The organism is Novosphingobium sp. IK01, from assembly GCF_033242265.1.
GTDB lineage: Bacteria > Pseudomonadota > Alphaproteobacteria > Sphingomonadales > Sphingomonadaceae > Novosphingobium > Novosphingobium pituita.
Map to the genome: position 1 here is coordinate 678,329 of NZ_BTFW01000001.1, position 16,469 is coordinate 694,797.

The following is a 16,469-nucleotide window of genomic DNA, read 5'->3' on the forward strand; positions in this document are numbered from 1 at the left end:
CGTATGGGTGTATTACACCCCTTCCATTTCGAGCGCGGTGGTAAAGCCGCGCTGCCCATCGAGTTCATGCCGCACCGAGGTCACCCGCCAGGCGCGCTTGTTGATTTCCGACTTGCACCCTGTGACGGTGACCGAGGTGTTCGCGCCGATCCTGGCATCCCCCAGCGCGAGCGTGAAGCTCATGGTGGCCGCCGCGCGAGCCAGACGGTTGCGTTCGGAATTGGCCGCCGCGCGGGCGTCGGCCTGGCTGGCATAGACCTTTTTCAGCCTCTTGCGATGCGTTCCGGGTGTCGACACCGTTTTGCGGGCGGCGCTGTCCTGGTCGTAATATTGCGCCTCTGCGCCGTCCTGGGCGCCATCGCGCGCGGCGCGGTGATAGTCCACGTGATCGGCCTTGCGCCGTGTCAGCGTGAAGGAAGGAATGGCCTTGCCGCTGGCCGTCGTCCGGGCGTTGACGGGGGCAAAGATCAGTGTCCCGGCCTTCACGGTTGCAATCGCGTCATAGCGGCGCCCCAGATCGCGCAGAAACTCCATGTCGCTCTTGTGGGCCTGTTCCGCTGCGGTGACGACGACCGCGGCCAGATCGGCGTGGCATGAGGCCTTGAGGCCATTGTCCCTGGCAACGAGCGCGACAATGGCGCCGAGCGTCTGGCCGTGATGGCTGCGGTTCTTCCGCTTGCGGTAGGCACCCGCGAAATCGGCGGATCGGGCCGAAATGGTCACCGTATCCGGCGGCCCGGAAAACCGCACTTCATCAACGACAAAGGAGCCCTTGTTAACAAGGCCCAGCGTCACGCCCGCGCCCTTTGCCCACCCGAATGCGACCGTCAGGCGGGCGCCTTCGGGCGGCAGCACCATGGCGCCGTCGTCGTCATGCAAGGTAAGTTCGAGCGTGTCGGCCTTCTCTGCACGGTCTTCGGCAAGGGACAGGCTCAACAGGCGCGGCGCAAGCTTTGCCGTCAGGTCTTTGCCATCGAGCATGACCTGCCAGGCCGGGGTGGGCTGCATGATGGTCTGGCTCATTCGTCGGCCACCCGCATCAGTTCGATCTGGAATTCCACCATGCGGGCATAGCCGTCAAAAATCAGGTTGGAATGCCGCTCGTTGAGGGCTTCAATCGTGTAATACCCGAGGATGAAACCGGCCCCGTTGACCAGAGGATAGGCATCCCCCGCATCGGCCATCTCGGCCAGGGTGTCGAGGCTGGAATAGCTGCCACAGATCTCCGGGACCAGTGTTCCGGGGAGCGAGATCCGGTCATCGCCGGGGCCGACGAACTGCGCCGACGCGCGGGCGCCGAGGCGATCCATGCGCGGGTGCCGCCATGAGCGCTGGCGCTCCATGCTGTCGAACAGGACGGTGTCGGTATCGAATACGAAGAGGCCGAGAGCGGCAAGCATCAGCGGTTCCGATCAGAAGTAGCTATCGGTGAATTCGGCGCGGCCATCCTTGCGCTTGGCCCGGCGCAGTTCGGCCATGACGCGCCGGGTGAGCGCCTGGGCGTCTTCACCGGGCTGCTGGTGGATATGGATTTCGATCTTCGCGGGGCCTCCCGCGTGTGACATGCGCGAACGCGCGCCAGCGGCGGGCGCCAGTTGCAGATGGCCAGCGCGCGTGATCGGGGAGCTTGCGCCAACCACAGCGGTTGCCATGCGCTGCATCGAGCGGACAGGGGCATGGCTGGTGCGCGCAATGCCAATCGCAAAGCCATTGCTGACATGCCCGCCCATTTCCATCATGAGGCGCGACGGACTGCGGATTCCCATATGATCGCGTAGCGCCTGAACACCGACTTTCCCGACCTGAATAAGCCGTGAGGCAAGGCTCAAAATCGGGATGCCATTAATCAGGCCCTGCACCATCATTGATCCGATGCTTTTCAGCCAGGCGGGCAGGGCGCTGAACTTGGCCTTGATCCAGGCAATGCCTTGCGCAAAGGCACCGCGTATCTTGTCCCAGTTGCGATAGATTACATAGCCAAGCACGCCGACCACTACGATGATGCCGGTGATGATCGCCACCATGGGATTGGCCATCATCAGCATTCCAGCCCGGAACAGACCCTGGGCAAGAAGCATCCCGGCACGACCAATCAGACCAAAACCCCAGGCCATGCCTCGTCCAAGAATCATTGTGGCCGAGCGGACCAAGCCAAATGAGCGGACCAGGCCACGAGCGAAAACACCAGTCCACCCACGCATGAGACCGAAGGCTTGGGCAAGCCCGCGCCCCAGCAAACCGGCTGCACCACGGACCAGACCAAATGCCCGTGCGATACGCGGAAATGCCAGGGCGATAGATCCCGCCGCACGGTATTTGCTCCACACGCCCCACAGCTGGGCCACCGGCCCGAGCAGATTGCCAAAGGCCAGCTTCCCCGCCGATATGGCGAGGTTCATCCCCAGCAGCGAGGTCAGGCCGATGCTGATCCACTTGAACGCGGTCGGGTGGGCATTTGCCGCATCGGTCAGCGTGCGAAGGGCACCCGTTGCCACATGCAGGCCGCTGGTGAGGCCCTCAAGAAGCCCCCCCTTGGACCCGGCGGTGACCAGAAAATCCTTCCACGCAGCGCGCAGCTGCCCCTGTTCCCCGAAAAACCCGTTCTTTGTCTGGTTATAGGCCTGATCCAGCCCTTGCGTGCGCTGGTATGCCTCGCGCGAGCGCAAGATGGTCGGCAGCTGTTTGTCGATCAGATTGAAGAGCTTGCCGCCAGAATTGCCGAACAGCATCATGTTCTCGCGCTGCACGTCCTTCACGCCATTGGCCTGATAGGAAGGCAGAACGAACTTGCGGTAAAATTCGACCGGATCGCTGGCCATCAGGGCGGCAGCATTGGCGTTCAACGGGTTTTGCCCGTTCTTGAACTGCTTGACGCCACCGACCGAATTGAACTCGATCTTCGATTGATCCCACAGCCCGAGCCGGATCGACTCGCGCATGGCCGCCTGGTTCTTGACCATGCCGTTCATGCGCGAATAGGCCCCCATGAGCCCGACGCCCGCCTGATCGTGCATTTCCGCGATCAGGGGCTCGAAATCGGCGAACATCGCACGCGATGACAGCCGCATCCCGGACGTGCCGGCTCGCGCGAGGAACGCTTGATAGGCCGCCGGGTCGACCGTCCCGCCCGAGGACTGAAGCGCGCGGAAAAGGCCATCGGTCAGGGCTGAAGCACGGCGCGGATCTGTGGTTCCGCCTGCCTGCTCGACAAAGCGCAGGAAATACCGCTCCTGCTCTTCGTCCATCGCGTGCCCGCTGGCCTGCAACGTGGCGGCCATCTTGGCCATGAGCGGGGCCATGGTCTTCGCGCCGCGCAGCTGATCGGCCACGCTATGCTCGCCGCTTTCGCGGAATGCGCCCTGGGCTTCGAGCAGATAGCGCAGGTTGTCCTTGGCGCTCGATCCGGCGACGTTCATCGCCTTGGAATAGGCCGTCAGATCGGACACCGCCCGGTCGCCCAGGCCGAGTATCCGCAGCTGGTTGACCATGGCCTGATATTCGCCCGCCTCGCGCGCCATCGCGTAGGCAGGGACCGCCGCCGCCATGCCCCACATGAGGCCCGACTGCCCTTCCTGCTTGTAGCGGTCGGCCTGGGCGCGGATCGTCGCGGTGCGGCGGTCAATCGCCATAAACCGCTTTTGGCGCTGAAGGGCGCGGGTGGTTTCCTCGATCCCGGCGCGAAGCTCGCGCTGGGCCATCAGCAACCCGCCCTGCATGCTTCCGCTCGACAGACGCCTTTCCACGTCGACGAGCTGGCCCTCCATATCCTTCAGCTCTTTGTGCAGGGTTCCGATGACCTTCGTGCCATCGCGCCCCAGCCCAATCATGCCTTTCAGCGCGCCTGACAGGCCGTCAAGCGCGCTGAATTGGACCACCAGATTGAGCTTGTTGTCGGCCACTATTCTTGCCCCTGCATAGCGTTCCAGCGCGACACCGCGCGCTCGCGCCAGGCCAACAGTTCATCGAGCGGCATGGCTTCGAGTTCCGACAGCGGCCACTGGAACACGGCGGCCACGTCGGCGATCAGGTCTTCGGTGGTCAGCCGCCCATCATCTTCTCGATCTGCGCCCGCGCCGCCTGGTTCATAAAAAAACCGACGACGGCGCCAGCGATCTCGGCCAGGTCTTCCACGTCGAGTTTTTCAGCTTCATGGACCGACACGACCGGCGACGAGATGCGGGGCAACAGCGTGATGATCGTGTTCACATCGCCGTTGATCAGATCGGGCACCTTGAGCCCGCGCAGTTCACCGGCATTCGGCTTGCGCAGGGTGATCTGGTCGATATCGACACCGCCATCGCGCTTGAGCGGGCTGGCCAGCGGGATCATCACCGACTTGGCGGGATCGGGCGCGAAGGCGGCGTTGATTTCGGTCTTGCGAGAAGTCATCGGAAAAGCTCCTGAATTTTGCGGGGAGGGTCGCCCCGGCGTGACCGCAATTCACGCCAGGGCGAAGGTCGTCAGAGGTGGGGAAGGGCGTCAGTCAGCCACGGCAGCGCGGATTTCGGCCATGCGGTCGATGCCGAAGACTTCGAAGACACCGGCCATGATATCGATGGTGACCCAGTTCACGCCATCGACGTCCATCTGGTAGTAGATGCACGAAATCTTGGCCTTGTGCTGGGTGTCGTCGCCGACCTTGGCGTTGCCCATGTCGATTTCGGTGTACTTGCCCATCACGGTGATTTCGACGGCGCGGACAGAGCCATAGCCGTCTTCCTGATAGGCGCCCGAGAACCGGGCCGTCACAGCATCATAGGCCGCCGCGCCGAAGTCCGGCAGGACCGTTTCCAGGAGGCCGCCCATCGTGAAATCCAGCTCGATCTTTTCGAGCCCCATATCGGCCTGAAGCGCGCCGATCATGCCGCCATTGCGGAACTCGTTCAGCTTCAGGGTGAGTTTCGGCACCGTCACTTCGGAGACGACGCCCTTGTGACCCTGCCCCTGAAGATGCAGGTTCATGTCCTTGAGTTTTGCGGGAAATGCCATGTCTGGCTCCTAGCGATGCTGTTGAAGGGAACCGTGATCCGGTCAGGTGCCCGACGTGGCGCCGGTGCTGCTGATCTGGCTGGACAGATCCGCGTAATAGGTGTCGGTGATGGTCTGGTTTTCGGTCAGGCCTTCGAGCGGCGCGCAGGCCGTGAAGTCGTAGTCGAGGGCCAGCTGACCGGCGGCCAGATCGCTGGACGCATTCTTGTCGGGATCATACCAACAACGCCCGCCGATCAGCTGGTTGTTGACGACCAGCTTGCGCAGCCGGGCGTTGACCGTCGAGATCATGTCCTTGATCAGGCCCGCCGTGATCGGCTTGTCCATGGCCCAGAAGAGGCCGCGCTGGAATTCGTCCTGAAGAACCTGACTGGTACGCACCGCGCTTTCGAACAGCCAGGAGGGCTCCGAGGACGTGGTGTGGTTGCCCCAGAAGCGATAGCCGCTGTAGCAGATGATCGTGGTGATATCCGCCGCGTTGAGCAGCGCCGCGTCGGTGGTGTCGTCATCCATCGACCACGACACGTCGTGACTCATGCCGGTGATGCCGGTGACGACGACATTCGAAATCGTCTTCTGCCAGCCCTGGGCCTGATCGATATAGGCGCGCTGGGCGAGGGCGCGGGCGATGGTGTCGGTGGGGCCCTTGCTCGTGGCAGGCCAGAACAGCATCAACTCGCGGTCGCCGAACTGGGCGCGGTAGGTGATCGCGCTGGCGGCATCATTGCCCTGGGCCATCGCATAGACGAAGCCGCGCAGCTTTTTGGCAATCGCGACCAGACCATTGGTGACAGCCTGGGTATCGAGACCGGGGGCGCCCAGAATGCGCGGCTTCACGCCGGTCTTCGCCTCAGCCGTAAGAAGCGCCTGCATCCCCTTGTAAGCATTGCCCGCTGCCGTCCCCAGAACGGCGGTGTCCTGGTCCCCGCCTTCGGCAGCAGACGCGACGCGAACCACCACGACCTGAGGCGTTGCGATCTCGGCGATAGCGGTCAGCGCCGCGTGAAGCGTTCCCGTGCTGCCCGCCTTGGCCATGGCGCTGCGGACAGGGACCAGCACCGGCGTATCGAGCGGGAAGGTTGCCGCATCGGCATCGTCAGCCGTGGCCACAAGGCCGATGACAGCCGTGGAAACCGAGCCAATCGCAACGGCGGCGCTGGTCAGGAGATTGGTCTTGATACCGTGGAGGGCCATGGGCGATCCTGTCAGATGGAGAGGGGAATGGTGATGGTGGTGAGCGCGTTGGACTCGGTGCCCCGGCGGACCAGATCGATGGTCAAAACGGCCTGCCCTCTGGTGAACTCGCCGGTCACGGCCACACGCTTGACCGACACGCGCTTTTCCCAGCGGGCCAGAGCCGAGGCGACGCCCGAGGCCACGAGAAGGGGTGTCGCGCGCGTAATCGGCTGATCCTGCAACATCGGCACAATCGACCCGTAATCGCGCATTTTGCCGCAGCGGGTGCCGATAGGCGTGGTGATGATGTCGCCGACCGACTGGACGATATGGGCATCACCCGACAGCGGCTTTCCGGTGTTCCGGTCCATGCCCAGCATCAGAGCGGCCCACCGCTTTGGGAAGAGCCCGAGGATACGCCGGAATGCCGATGCCTACTCAGGCTGATCGAGCCGGACAGAACGTCGCCATCGGCAGAAACCTTGCCCCTGACAACCAGATCCCCGACGAGGGTAAACCCGCCCGGCGCGGTGATCTCCGCAGTGCCACCGGCAGGCAGGATGCATGCGAGGGCGTGCGCTTTCGGGTCGTAGGAAAAGACCGCGCCGTCTTCGAACTCGATCAGTTCGGCTTCATCATTGCCGGGGGCAGGGCAGGCGCTGCTGAACAGCCCGCGCAGCGCGACAGCCGCGCCGATTTCACCGCCGGGGCACAGCAGGACCACCTGCTCGCCCTGGCTGGGCGGCGACCATGTGCGCGTGCGGCCCGCACGGCGCTCGATCCAGCGAATAGGGGGAGACCGGGACTCATCGTCCAGCGAGACGATACAGCGCCCGGCAGACAGATCGACCGACGCGATCACGCCAAAGCGGATCAGCTGGTCGGCATCAGTAGGGGTATCTTCCGGGGAGCGCATGCCCGAAGCATGCGCGGAACACTGTGCGCGGGGCAGCACCCGGCCTTGTATGCTGCCCCGCCACAACAGACCAAATCAGGAAGCCGCGGCCGAGCTTTCCGTACCGGTGGCGGGCGTGGTATCTTCGGCGGGTTCGGGGGTATTGCTGATCACGCCCAGATCCACCTTCACCTTCACGCCCCGTGCCACGGCATCGACCCGCTGGGCCGTTCCCTGGGCATCATAGGCGCCCGTCGCGTCAAGGACCGCGTTGACGTCGCGCTGGTGGGTCACCCCGGCATAGGTAAAAGTGACCGGCACGTTGCGCGTTGCGGCATCGAAAGCGCCAATCGAAGTGGTGATGTCCATGGTCATTCGCTCCTGGTGCTGGGGGCTGTCGGCCATTCGACCGTGCCCGCATCGGTGATGGTATCGGGCAGATTGCGCAGGGCCTGACGGTAATCGGCCCAGGCGCTGCGATCTGCGGAAGGGATCGGGCTGTCGGCGGCCTGCGTCCAGTCGCAGGCCGCCAGCAGGGCGTTGCGACGGCGACGGACCACGGCCAGCACCTCGTCGGGCGTGAGCGTGGCAGCGGCGACCACCGGCTTTCCATCGTCCCCGGCGACGATCCGGTGGCCGGGGCGCAGATCGGCCAGGGCGCGGTCGCGTTCGTCGGCGGTGATTGCGATGGCATCGGGCGGGGGCGCGGCGCCCTGTCCATCCTCGTAGAAACCGCATGTCGAGGGGCTGAAGTAGATCATCGTTTAGCGTCCGATTGCGATGTAGGGGAGCGAGACATTGGAGATGTCGGCGGCCTGAAAGACGGTGAAGCCGTTTGCGGTCCGGGCTGTCAGTATCGTGTTCTGTTCAGAACTGTTGGAGACCGTCGCAATCGTCGGAAAAACAACCGCCGGGGCATTTTCGAAGGAAATCGGAAAGGTCGCGTAGCTGTAGGAGTCCTGCGTCAGCTGGACGGTCCCGTAGACGATCTTCAGCCCGTTGCTCAGGGCGAGATACCCGGTGCTGCCAATCGACTGGGCGGTGATGCGCGCGAAGGCATCGGCCTGAAAGCCGTCGAGCAGATCCGCGTCGAGGCCCGAACCGGAACCATCGTTGTCCGGCCCCCACAAGTGGTTGTTGTTGCGCTGCACATAGGCCGCGTTCACGTTCATGCTGGCATTCGCCAGATTGGGCTCGGTGACGATGTTGCCCTGGTCATAGGTGTCGACGGTCAGCTGCAACTTGCTGCCGTTCCAGCCAATCTTGATGGCATTGGATTGCTGGCCGACACCCGTGCCCTGTTGCACCGGGGCGTATCCCAGTCGCCCGATGATGTCCGCGTACCAACTGCCCTGCTGCCCATTGAGCAGATCGGCATCGAGACCAGAACCGGCGCCGTCGTTACCCGCGTTCCACGTCAGCGAATTGCTGGGACCACTGTATATCTCGCATTCGTTGAAGTAAAACCGTGACCCATTGTATTCTATGTAACGCGCATTGCTGTCACCGAAGCGCAATATGCCGCGATCGGGTCCTGTACGGGTGTGCAAGTCGCCGCTGGCGCGTGCCTCCGCCCGGTTCCCACCTGCCGTTCCGAAAACAAAGGTGCCGGTAACGTTGTCCCCCGCCTTGTTGGCCGGGGTGTATCCCAGACGCGCCGGGATGTTCACGAAATAGCTGCTGTCCAGACCATCGAGCAGGTCAGCGTCGAGCCCGCTTCCGGCCCCATCGTTGGTCGGGCCCCACGGCACATAGCCGAGGCGCGCGGCGATGTTGGTGTACCAACTGCCCTGCTGGCCATCGAGCAGATCCGCGTCGAGGCCGGAGCCCGCGCCGTCCTGCGCCAGCAGCCACCCGAGGATGGCCGAGCGCGCGGCCTGCGGCGTGAGGGCGCGAAGGGCATCGATCCCCGCCTGTGCTTCGGCCACGGTCGCCAGTTCGACCACGCCCTGCCGTTCGGTGGTCGCGGGCGGGTTCACGAAACCGGCATCCCCGAAGGTGATGGAAGTTGCCGCTATGTCGGCGAACACCACGTCGACCGACAGCATGGCAATCGAAGCGGCGACCTTCTCAAGGATCGGGTCGGTCTGGCCATAGAGGGCGAAAAGCGTGCCATCGGCAAGGTAGAGCCCGAACGACCTGAGTGTATACGTGTCTGCACTTTCGTCGGTCATGGTGAGGTGGATCACGTCGTCCGCGACCACATCACCGGCAATCGTCGACAGCCGCTTGGCTTCCCCGGCCAGGCTGGTTGCATCGGCGCTGGGGGTGATCGCCGTCTGCGACACGCCCACCTGGGCGATCTCGACCGCGTTCGTCCCCGTGTTCGCTGCATTGACGATGGCAGCACGCCCGGCGTTCGTGACGGTGATGGTAAAAGGCATTCGGGGCTCCAGGGATCAGGCTTGGCAGAACAGCCGGGCGTAGGTCACGGCCCGCGCGGCGGCATGCAGGCCCACTTGCGCGCGGGTCGCCAGGGCGACGGAAAAGTCGTATTGCGAGCGCACGGGCTTCGTGCGGTTCACTTCGGCGATCACCGCGTTGATGAAGTCGGCGCTGGGCGCATCGCTGCTTTGGCCGCCGAGCGAGACAGACAGGTTGAAGGTATGGGGCACGCCCGGCGGGGTCGTCTCGAACCACTCGCGCATCTTCACGCTGCCGCCGAAACTGTTGATCACGTCGACGACCGATTTCGGGGTGCCCTTGCGGCGCTGGATTTCGATGGCCGAGGCGACCCGTGCCCGGCGAATGTACAGCGGCCAATCCGCCGACCACTGGTCGACCGACAGCCCCCACGCCAGATAGGGGAGAAGTTCCTCCGGGCAGGTCTGGGCATTCCAAAGCTCGCGGAAGGGCGTGTCGATCTTGCCCAGGCGCAGCGCGGCCAGCATTTCCAACGCCCGTTCCAGCGGTGTCGCGTTGGGGGGCAGCAGGGAAGGGGCCGCCGTCATTCTCCCACGCCGCCGTCCGTGATCGTGATGCCTGTGCAGTGCCCGGCCTGCTGCCGATCGATCACGATATCGGCAGGGGGAGAGAGAAGGTCGACGTTCTGCACGCCTTCCGGGCACAGGGCGGCAATGATGCCCGCCCGCGTGATGTCCCGGCCCAGCTTCAGGGACGTGGCGAGGTAGGCGTCCAGTTGCGCCCTGGCCGCCGACAGGACAATCCCGCTGTCCGGCCCGGCGAAGAAGGTCAGCGCCGCCACGATTTCGAAAGGGATGATCCGGGCGGACTGGACCGTGACATGATCGGTCAGCGGGCGCGTGGTGTCGGCGGATACCTTCGCGGCGACGGCATCGAGCGTGGCTTGCGGCGCGGTGCCGTCGCCTGTGCGCGACAGAACCGTGGTGATGACCGTTCCCGGCCACACGGCAGCATCGAGCATGGCCTGCATGGCACTGGTCACGTCGGCACCGACATTGTGCGAGGCCAGCAAGGCCAGAACCTTGGCCTTGATATCGTCCGATGCCGGGCTGTAGGCCGAGGCATCAAGCACGTCTGAACTCGCCTCAAGGGCGTGATAGATATAGGCCCCTTCCGGCCCGGCGACAGAATAGCCCTCCGGTGCGAGGACCAGACGCCGCCGGAAATCGTCGTCGCTCTCAAGCACCGCGTCCGTGCCCGTGACGGGATCAGCCGGGGTGAGGACATAGCGTTCGACCTCGAACAGCGCGGCCAGCTGGTCCAGATCGTTGCCCTTCGCAAAAGCCACCATCACGGCCTTCGCCGTGTCGTTCACGCGCTGGCGCAGGATCAGCTCGCGATAGGTGAACAGTTCGATGATCTTGAAGACCGGATCGCTTTCGACCGTGGCGTCGAAGCTGGGGAAGTAGACCTGAAACTGCGCCAGATTGCTGGCAAAGAGGCTGTCGTAATCGAGCGCCTCGATAATGTCCGAAGCGGGCAGGCGCGACAGGTCAACACCGGCAAAGCTGTCTGATGCGATGGCCACAGGGCTCTCCTTTCGCCCCGACCAGACCCCAACGCCCCGCCTCTATCTATGGTGCGCCATTGTAGCGCGGGGCCTAACAGCCTGCCCGCGTTGAATGATCGGGCGAGGGCGGGCCTGTTGTCCTTCTCACTGAAGGAGCCCCCCAAATGCCCAACGCCCTGGTGTCATCGTGACCGCGCTTGAAAGCCTGTCGGCAACGATGCCCCCGGCGCTCAGGCATGTGCTGGACGCGCTCGCATCGGCGGTCGGCATCATGTTCGCAATGGCCAACACGGTGAACGTCGTCACGCTGCTGACCGTGATCTGGTGGGTGCTCCGTATCTTCGAAATGGCCACCGTGCAGCGCCTCCTGCGCCGCTTCAGGAAGGATACCCCCCGATGAGCTTTATCACGCGAACCCGCCAGTTCTGGCGGTACTGGCATGTGCGCCTGGCGGCGATTTTCGCTGTCCTTTCCGGCGCGGTCGTGTCGCAGCCCAATATCCTGGGCGGGCTGGTGCCCTATGTCCCGCCGTATTGGCGACCGGCAGCCGGTGCCATCGTGGGCGTGATCGTCTTTGCCCTCCCGACCTACCTGAAGCGCGGGAAGCGAGCGGCCAATGGTTGAGCCGCTCGACACGCCCAAACCGGGCATGAGCCCGTTCAAGAAAGGCACGCTGGCTTCCATCGTCGGCCTTGCGACCGCCTCGCTGGTGCTTGTGCAGGTGCCTGCCGAGGAAAGCGGGCGCACCGTATCGGCCCGGATCGCACCGGACGGCGTGGCGACGATCACGCATGTTGCAGGCCCCCAATACCTGCGGGTCTATCTTGACCTGGTTGGCAAGGCGACAGCGTGCGACGGCCTCACGGGCGCGGGCATTGCCCCCGGCAAGTCCTTCACCGAGACGCAGTGCGCGATCATGCTGGAATCGCGTCTGGCCGACACTGCGCAGCATGTGATGGACTGCACGCCCGGCCTCGCCCTGACCATCCCCAACCGCGACAACGTGCGGGGGGCGGCGGTCAGTCTGGCCTACAACGTGGGCTGGCTGACATACTGCCGGTCGACCATGCGCCGCCAGATCAACGCGGGCCATATCGCGGCCAGCTGCACCTCGCTGACCTGGTTCAACAAGGCCGGTGGCCGGGTGGTGGCCGGGCTCGTGAACCGGCGCAGCCGCGAAAAGGCCCTGTGCCTGAAGGATGCCGCCGCATGAGCGCGCTGTTCTTTGCGGCGCTGGCCGCGCTCAAAAAGCGGGCCGGGCAGATCCTCGCATGGTTGACCGCGGATGCCTGCCGAATGGCCCTGGTTGCCGCTGTGCTGGCCCTGGGCGCGCAGACCGTGCGGATCGAGGGGCTTCATCTTGGCGTCAAGGTCGGCCCGATCTCGCTGCACGTCGTCAGCCTCACCGGCCTGCGCCAGCGGACCGCCACCGCCGAATCCGCATTGGCGCAGGTGGAAAAGGCCCAAGCCCAAGCGGGCCAAGCCCAGGCCGCCGCAAATCACGAACCTGCGGCCATATCAGCCGAAATTGCGAGGATTTCCGATGCCGCTTCTGGCGATTATCACGCTGCCGTTGAGCATGCTGCTGCTCTGCATGCTGCTCCTGCTCCACGCGCTTCTGGTCATTCTTGTGCGCCCGGCGCTGGTGCTGTGTCTGGCGCTGCTCATCATGATGACGGCAGCCTGCACCCCGGCCCCGCTCAAGGTTCAGGCGGCGCAGCCGCTGTGCCCGGAACCGATCCGGCTTCCCAAGGCGATGACGGTCAGGCCGGATCTGCCCTCATGGTTTCCGTTGCCCGCTCCGATTGGGAAAAGCTCAACGCCGAAGCCGCTCTCCGCGCCCAGCTGTATCAAGTCGGGCAGGAGTGGATAGCCCAGGGCATCGCCGTGGCAGGCCCCGCCGACAACGGGGAAGGGGCGCGCTGATGTCGTGTATCACCGCCGGAGACAGCATCGGTGACGGCATCCACCACTACGCGCCCGCCTGCACCTCCATGGCCCACAAGGGGTGGTCATCGGCCCGGTGGCACCGCCATTATGCGAAGATCACCCTGTCGGCAGACCGCGTGCTGATCAGCCTGGGCAGCAATGATGGCCGGGGCGATACCGCCAGCCAGATCGCAGCGATCAGAAAGCAAGTGAAAGCAAGGCAGGTCGTCTGGGTCGTCCCGGCCTGCAATCCACAGGCCGCCATGGCCGTCGAGGCCGAGGCGGCCCGACATGGCGACGCCCTGGTATGGATCAGGCACACGGGGCCGGATCATGTGCATCCGACGATGCGAGAATATCGATCACTGGCAAAGCGCGGCGGTTTAGCGATCTAATGGGCTTTTGCCGCCGATCACAACCGCTACCAAGAGGGTTTGGTTACGCCGGAATCTGCCATTTGTGCAAAAGTGATAAGGGAAATTCCTATTTCCTACCTACCCAGACCTGAGAGCAGACCGAAATGGCCGTTTCAGATCGAGAATCGGGTTCGACTGCCATACGCTCATCCGCTTAGTCAGCCTTGAAGATAGAATGTATCGATTGCGACAGGTTCGTCTGATTAGGTTCGCACTCTTCCATTGCACATCCGAAGTCGGTCAAGCATATGATATGCGCTATGGCCAATCAGACCCTTCCATCCGTTGAAAAACTTGTTGATCTGCGGATCGCGCATATGAACATGATTCAGGGAATCATAACCCGCATGTCAGGTTACAGCGCCGGAGTGAAGAATTTCTGCGTCACGATCATTGTTGGCATTATTGCAGTTGCCTTCGATAAGCAAGTTCCGATGCTGATATGGGCAGCATTGGTAGTCGTTCTGATCTTCGGCTTGATGGACTGTTACTACCTTGCTCTCGAAAGACGGTATCGGCAACTTTACAAAAACGTATCCGGACGTTCGCTCGATAAAGCCTCCAACATGAGCATCAAGGCGGACAAGCTCGACTTATCCACTTATTTGACTGCCGCGCGAAGTGTTTCCGTGGCTGGTTTCTATGCACTTCTCTTGATTGGCGTCGTGGTTTTATTAACTATTGCAAACCATGTCGAACCCGAACCGGCCAAGGCCCGATCTGACAGCCCTTGCAGCTCTTCTGGGGCAAGCTCGATCCGCACCGAACAACCAGCCGATGTCCCCGCTTGTCCGGGCGCTTCTCGGGTTGCCAATGGAGTCGTCTCCACCTCCGGTCAATGCACTGAGCCTGCCGGCCTCCCCACCGCCGCCGCGCCAGGCGTTGGGAGGCCTGTTCGGCCTCACTGACGCAACGGAGTTGGGAGCAGCCAACCGAACGATTACCGACCAGTTCAATACGCTGCCCGAAGCAGCGATGCCCGCACCCAAAACCGTCAATCCATTCATGCTAGGTCTGGCAGCCCCAAAGATCAGGCGGGTGTTCTACTCCTTCCACTATCAGGCCGACATCTTCCGCGTTAACCACATTCGGAAGGCCGGGCAATTCCGGGCATTGGACAAGTGGCGTACGCTAACCCCGCACGATCGCAGCCTGTGGGAAGAGGCCAAGCTCAAGAACCCTAGCGCACTCATGCGCACGATCGACAAGGGGTTGGAAGGCACTTCTGTCACTTGCGTTCTGGCTGGCTACGAGACTTGGAACCGCCAATGGGTACGGTACGAGATCGCCAAGAGCCTTCAGCGCGGGAACGGATTGGTGGTCGTCACCATCCATAACTGCAAATGCCCAAACAACGGCTATGCTCTTCCGGGTCTCAATCCGCTAGCACAAATGGCCGTTGGCTATGATGCCCAGAACAAGCCGCGCATCTACGAGCGGTTCAACGAAACATGGCGGATATATCCGCGACTGAACGCGCCACTGTCATCTTGGCCGAAGTGGCTCGATATTCCCCAGGCAGGCCACGTTATGCCGTTGAGTTCGGGCGCTCGCTGCTATGACTGGATCACGGACGGTGGGCGGGACAACCTGCTGCACTGGACCGATGCAGCGGCTATCGCAGCGGGCCGATAGGTTTCTGGATAATTACTGGACCTTTCACACATCTTTAATTCGGGATAATTTCGATGTATAAAGGATATAATTTAAAATTAAATCGCCACAAATTGGATGAATATCTTGAATCAGGTGAAAGTATATTCAATTATCGTAGTAAAAAGGTAAGGTGCATCCTGTCTGATTTCATCAACAAATCAGGAAGACTCGATGCTTCAAAAATGACAAATAGTTGGTTTCCGGATATTGAGGCCAATGTTTTCATCTCGCATTCTCACCAAGATAGAGATTTGGCCGTTTCACTCTCCGGATATCTTCACTATAAATTTGGAATAAAATCATTTATTGACTCGATGGTTTGGGGGCATTCTGATAAACTCTTGAAAATGATAGATGACGAATATTGTACAAATAACAGAGGTAAATCATACATTTACCAAAAGAGAAATAGATCAACATCGCATGTCCATATGATGCTATCTGTGGCACTTTCGCAAATGATTAACCGCTGCGAGTGCTTGTTTTTTGTCAACACGCCAAAATCAATAAATTCGAGCAATGTTATTTCATCAACCACGGGATCTCCTTGGATTTATGCCGAGATCGCCATGACAGCATTGATAAAAAGGAGATCGCTGGATGAACATAGAGGAGAGGGTGTTTTAGAAAGCCATATGACTGCAGATTCCGTGCCTGTTGATTACCATGTCGACCTTGGGCACTTGATTGATATAGACGAGGAAGCATTCGATAATTGGACTGAAACCGTACCACGCGAAGATAGCCATCATATACTTCGTTATGATCACTATCCAAAATGCTATCGTGCACTTGACCACCTCTATAATACGGTAAAGTGAAGCGCTTATTTGTTTGACGTTCGGAGGATGGGTAGAGCCAATCGCGTCCATGCGTCCATGAACTGCGCACCAAAGCGCAGAGAACGGCAGTTGGCAACGTATGGTGACATCCCCAAAACCAAGTAGGAATGGTGGAAGTTGGTCGCTTGCAGCCTTCAGTATATGCTTATCACTCCCCGTTGAGCCAGGTCATAATTTCGGCGGTCATGGTGTCGCGATCACCTGGGCCAAAGCCGAGGAGGCGGCGCGCTTTGTAGCGGACGCGGATCGAGTTGCGAATGCGATGGTCGACCGCGTCTTCAAGGCCGAAGTGATGCACCTTGGCGGTTCCGGCAACCCGACCCTTGAACAATAGCCGGGCGCCGTCCTGCGAGGTCTGGACCTGCATGTTCTTCGCCAGTTCGATGCGCTTGAACATGCGCCCGCCGGTTGGCTTCCGGCCACGCTTCTTTTTGGCGTTGGGCCGGGGCTTCTTTGGGTTCCGGGCGGCCATGACCGTGCCATCGGGCTCGACATTGGCCTGCACGCGCTTGGCGTTCTCGCCGCGCATGACGCGCCCGATCTTGCCTGCGAGGGCCCGGCGCCGTCCGGGTGTGAGGCGGGCCGCGATATCGGCCAGCCAGGGTTCGAGGGCATCCATATCAGCCATGTCA

Annotated in this window: 23 protein-coding genes; 8 read left to right on the forward strand and 15 right to left on the reverse strand. The window is 62.0% G+C overall.

Annotated elements, in window-relative coordinates:
• Positions 1-12: 12 nt before the first annotated feature.
• The 14 genes from SBI20_RS03175 to SBI20_RS03240 all read right to left on the reverse strand — a co-directional run bounded on the left by SBI20_RS03175 (position 13) and on the right by SBI20_RS03240 (position 11,012).
• A complete protein-coding gene (locus SBI20_RS03175) occupies positions 13-1,023 on the reverse strand; it encodes a contractile injection system protein, VgrG/Pvc8 family (protein WP_317973679.1) in 1,011 nt (336 codons plus the stop codon).
• Positions 1,020-1,400: a phage tail protein gene (locus SBI20_RS03180; RefSeq protein WP_317973680.1), complete on the reverse strand. Its 381-nt coding sequence runs from the start codon at positions 1,398-1,400 to the stop codon at positions 1,020-1,022. The genes SBI20_RS03175 and SBI20_RS03180 overlap by 4 nt, the downstream gene beginning before the upstream one ends.
• 12 nt (positions 1,401-1,412) lie before the next feature.
• The gene (locus SBI20_RS03185) at positions 1,413-3,899 is read right to left on the reverse strand and encodes a phage tail tape measure protein (protein ID WP_317973681.1); all 2,487 of its coding nucleotides are present in this window, start codon (positions 3,897-3,899) and stop codon (positions 1,413-1,415) included.
• Entirely contained in the window at positions 3,899-4,015 is a 117-nt protein-coding gene (locus SBI20_RS03190) for a GpE family phage tail protein (protein WP_411911490.1), read from the reverse strand. The genes SBI20_RS03185 and SBI20_RS03190 overlap by 1 nt, the downstream gene beginning before the upstream one ends.
• 23 nt (positions 4,016-4,038) lie before the next feature.
• A complete protein-coding gene (locus SBI20_RS03195; protein ID WP_317973682.1) occupies positions 4,039-4,389 on the reverse strand; it encodes a phage tail assembly protein in 351 nt (116 codons plus the stop codon).
• Positions 4,390-4,479: 90 nt separating this feature from the next.
• Positions 4,480-4,989 (reverse strand): phage major tail tube protein, encoded by a 510-nt coding sequence (locus tag SBI20_RS03200; protein ID WP_317973683.1) that lies wholly within the window; start codon positions 4,987-4,989, stop codon positions 4,480-4,482.
• A 42-nt stretch (positions 4,990-5,031) separates the two neighbouring features.
• Positions 5,032-6,183 (reverse strand): phage tail sheath subtilisin-like domain-containing protein, encoded by a 1,152-nt coding sequence (locus tag SBI20_RS03205; RefSeq protein WP_317973684.1) that lies wholly within the window; start codon positions 6,181-6,183, stop codon positions 5,032-5,034.
• Between the two features lie 11 nt (positions 6,184-6,194).
• A complete protein-coding gene (locus SBI20_RS03210) occupies positions 6,195-6,545 on the reverse strand; it encodes a GPW/gp25 family protein (RefSeq protein WP_317973685.1) in 351 nt (116 codons plus the stop codon).
• Positions 6,545-7,081, reverse strand: coding sequence for a phage baseplate assembly protein V (locus SBI20_RS03215; RefSeq protein ID WP_317973686.1), 537 nt, complete (start codon positions 7,079-7,081; stop codon positions 6,545-6,547). Before SBI20_RS03215 ends, SBI20_RS03210 begins: the two co-directional genes overlap by 1 nt.
• 75 nt (positions 7,082-7,156) lie before the next feature.
• Positions 7,157-7,429 carry a hypothetical protein gene (locus SBI20_RS03220; protein WP_317973687.1) on the reverse strand — a complete coding sequence of 91 codons (273 nt, stop codon included), beginning with the start codon at positions 7,427-7,429 and terminating at the stop codon, positions 7,157-7,159.
• Positions 7,430-7,431: 2 nt separating this feature from the next.
• Positions 7,432-7,821: a tail fiber assembly protein gene (locus SBI20_RS03225; protein ID WP_317973688.1), complete on the reverse strand. Its 390-nt coding sequence runs from the start codon at positions 7,819-7,821 to the stop codon at positions 7,432-7,434.
• 3 nt (positions 7,822-7,824) lie between these two features.
• Positions 7,825-9,444 (reverse strand): gp53-like domain-containing protein, encoded by a 1,620-nt coding sequence (locus SBI20_RS03230; RefSeq protein ID WP_317973689.1) that lies wholly within the window; start codon positions 9,442-9,444, stop codon positions 7,825-7,827.
• 15 nt (positions 9,445-9,459) lie between these two features.
• Entirely contained in the window at positions 9,460-10,011 is a 552-nt protein-coding gene (locus SBI20_RS03235) for a phage tail protein I (RefSeq protein WP_317973690.1), read from the reverse strand.
• Positions 10,008-11,012 (reverse strand): baseplate assembly protein, encoded by a 1,005-nt coding sequence (locus SBI20_RS03240; protein WP_317973691.1) that lies wholly within the window; start codon positions 11,010-11,012, stop codon positions 10,008-10,010. Before SBI20_RS03240 ends, SBI20_RS03235 begins: the two co-directional genes overlap by 4 nt.
• Positions 11,013-11,181: 169 nt before the next feature.
• Between SBI20_RS03240 and SBI20_RS03245 the strand changes: the two genes are divergently transcribed.
• From SBI20_RS03245 to SBI20_RS03280, 8 genes are all read left to right on the forward strand, one after another.
• On the forward strand, positions 11,182-11,394 hold the full coding sequence (locus SBI20_RS03245) for a hypothetical protein (protein WP_317973692.1): 213 nt from the start codon (positions 11,182-11,184) through the stop codon (positions 11,392-11,394).
• A complete protein-coding gene (locus SBI20_RS03250) occupies positions 11,391-11,618 on the forward strand; it encodes a DUF7940 domain-containing protein (protein WP_317973693.1) in 228 nt (75 codons plus the stop codon). Before SBI20_RS03245 ends, SBI20_RS03250 begins: the two co-directional genes overlap by 4 nt.
• The gene (locus SBI20_RS03255) at positions 11,611-12,207 is read left to right on the forward strand and encodes a lysozyme (protein WP_317973694.1); all 597 of its coding nucleotides are present in this window, start codon (positions 11,611-11,613) and stop codon (positions 12,205-12,207) included. The genes SBI20_RS03250 and SBI20_RS03255 overlap by 8 nt, the downstream gene beginning before the upstream one ends.
• Positions 12,204-12,920, forward strand: a complete 717-nt coding sequence (locus SBI20_RS03260) for a hypothetical protein (protein ID WP_317973695.1) — start codon at positions 12,204-12,206, stop codon at positions 12,918-12,920. Before SBI20_RS03255 ends, SBI20_RS03260 begins: the two co-directional genes overlap by 4 nt.
• Positions 12,920-13,318: a hypothetical protein gene (locus SBI20_RS03265; RefSeq protein WP_317973696.1), complete on the forward strand. Its 399-nt coding sequence runs from the start codon at positions 12,920-12,922 to the stop codon at positions 13,316-13,318. Before SBI20_RS03260 ends, SBI20_RS03265 begins: the two co-directional genes overlap by 1 nt.
• A gap of 281 nt (positions 13,319-13,599) precedes the next feature.
• Positions 13,600-14,247 carry a hypothetical protein gene (locus tag SBI20_RS03270; RefSeq protein ID WP_317973697.1) on the forward strand — a complete coding sequence of 216 codons (648 nt, stop codon included), beginning with the start codon at positions 13,600-13,602 and terminating at the stop codon, positions 14,245-14,247.
• A gap of 10 nt (positions 14,248-14,257) precedes the next feature.
• Entirely contained in the window at positions 14,258-14,974 is a 717-nt protein-coding gene (locus tag SBI20_RS03275; protein WP_317973698.1) for a TIR domain-containing protein, read from the forward strand.
• Positions 14,975-15,027: 53 nt separating this feature from the next.
• Positions 15,028-15,816: a hypothetical protein gene (locus SBI20_RS03280; protein ID WP_317973699.1), complete on the forward strand. Its 789-nt coding sequence runs from the start codon at positions 15,028-15,030 to the stop codon at positions 15,814-15,816.
• A 169-nt stretch (positions 15,817-15,985) separates the two neighbouring features.
• Here the strand turns inward: SBI20_RS03280 and SBI20_RS03285 are convergent, their stop codons facing one another.
• The gene (locus tag SBI20_RS03285; RefSeq protein WP_317973700.1) at positions 15,986-16,465 is read right to left on the reverse strand and encodes a phage virion morphogenesis protein; all 480 of its coding nucleotides are present in this window, start codon (positions 16,463-16,465) and stop codon (positions 15,986-15,988) included.
• Positions 16,466-16,469: the final 4 nt, after the last annotated feature.